This is a genomic window from Streptomyces sp. NPDC052107, from assembly GCF_040680215.1.
Classification (GTDB): domain Bacteria; phylum Actinomycetota; class Actinomycetes; order Streptomycetales; family Streptomycetaceae; genus Streptomyces.
This window is the reverse complement of sequence record NZ_JBFAWG010000266.1, coordinates 1-1,674: the sequence shown is the minus strand read 5'-3', so window position 1 is coordinate 1,674 and position 1,674 is coordinate 1. Positions and strand designations below refer to the sequence as shown.

The 1,674-nt window shown below is 66.1% G+C and carries 2 protein-coding genes and 1 pseudogene; 2 read left to right on the top strand and 1 reads right to left on the bottom strand.

Features of this window, described 5'->3' with window-relative positions:
• Positions 1-596: PAS domain-containing protein (locus AB0M27_RS47685; protein ID WP_365732446.1), on the bottom strand; the 596-nt coding region annotated here is incomplete at its 3' end.
• Positions 597-790: 194 nt separating this feature from the next.
• Here AB0M27_RS47685 and AB0M27_RS47680 point away from each other — a divergent pair.
• Both AB0M27_RS47680 and AB0M27_RS47675 read left to right on the top strand, forming a co-directional pair.
• Positions 791-1,324 carry a hypothetical protein gene (locus AB0M27_RS47680; protein ID WP_365732445.1) on the top strand — a complete coding sequence of 178 codons (534 nt, stop codon included), beginning with the start codon at positions 791-793 and terminating at the stop codon, positions 1,322-1,324.
• Between the two features lie 144 nt (positions 1,325-1,468).
• Positions 1,469-1,674: pseudogene (locus AB0M27_RS47675) on the top strand (hypothetical protein); the annotation flags it as partial.

Here is a 1,674-nt window from a genome sequence, read left to right as displayed (position 1 = left end):
GTCAGACAGCTCGGGACCGGCGACAGCGGAGGATCGCCGCCCCGGATCACGGCGTCCACCAACTCCACGACCGCCACGTCGGCGAATTCCGGCACGACTGCGTCGGCCAGTTCTTGGCAGGTCACCACCATGTCCAGCGTGCGGCCCACGTGTTCTCGCACCGTGTCGAGGATGCGCAGCCGGCTCAGAGCCCTTTCCCGGTCGGTGACGTCGACGACCGTGATGCTCACGCCGAGCACCGCGCCGTCCGGGTCCAGGAGCCGGAACGCGGAGAGCTCGTACAGACGTTCCTGGCCGTGGTGGGCAGGGGGCCGTGCCCGCAGGATCCGCCCTCGTACGGGCACGCCGCTCTCCAGTACATCCCGTACGAGAGCCTCGGCCGCCTCCGCGTCGACCACGTGGTGCGAGCCGGGGAAAGTGCGCCCTACGACGTCTTCTTCTCGCCTGCCTTGCATGGCGGGTGTGGCGGTGTTGATGCGCACCACCCGCAGGTCGCCGTCAAGCACAGCCAGGCCGATCGGCGCCTGGGTGAGCAACGCGTCGAGCGTCACCGTCCCGGCGTCATGCGCGCCCCTGCCCCCACCAACGTCGATCATGGCAGTCACCTCCCGCGCCGCCCGAGGCGGACCCCCGGAACCGCTCGGGTCTTCTCCCATCCTGTCTACTCCGGCACCGCCGACACGGCGACCCCAGAGATCACGGCCGGGGCCTCTTCCGCTCCGCGGGCGCGACCAGTGAGAGGGTGGGACGATGGCGGTGTCCCGACCGGCAGATGGCGGGAGGAGCGGGCATGGAAATCAAGCCGCAGGCAGTCGTCATCCCCAAGGACACCGACCATCTGGAACAGGGCAAGTACGGCCCCGTTTTCCCCAAGACCCCGGCGTGCTACGGGTTCACCATCGTCGCTCAGGTCAAGCCGGGCCGGGCCGAGGCGATGCGGGAGTACGGTTACGCACTGGCCAGAGCGTTGGAACAAGACCCGTATCTGCTCGCGCCCTTGAAGCTGCACTACCTTCGGTGGGTACTCTTCGACGACGACACGCGTTTCATGTACCAGGGGACCTTCGACACAGACTTCGACAAGTACACCGAGGACGCGATCGCGCTGTTCTCGAAGGCGGGGGTGAGTACCGCCTTCGAGAATCTTGAGGGGTTTCCCGAGGACTGGCAGACCAATCCCGAGGCGTTCGTCAGGTTCGTGCGGGATCATCACTGTCCGAGCTTCATCGAATACGGAGAGTATCCGTATGTGACGGCGGACGAGATCAAAAAAGCTCTGCGCGTCAAGGATGCTCTGTCGGAGATGCTCGACCAGATGCAGTGAGGGCGGGGCCGGACCTGTCGCAGAGTGAACCGCCGCGCAGAGTGCGATCGAGGACCGGAGACGATCGAAATGGGCGAGGCCAGGACCGCGCGCGTATACAACCAGAGGCACATTCCGCGGGAGCGCACCCCTGGTGGGAAACGGGTGAGTGTCTACGTCTCGTGGAGTTATCCGGCCGAGGCGGGCCGATACGCAACGGAGTTGGACAACCGCTTCTCCACCATGACCGAGGTCAGGCGGGTGGCGTGGCCTGCCTATGAGGACCCGAAATGGTCCGACCCCTATCGGTTCCAGCAGGGCATCGCCGGTGCGCTGGAGCTGTTCTTCTGGGCCTGGGTGCCGTTCCAGGA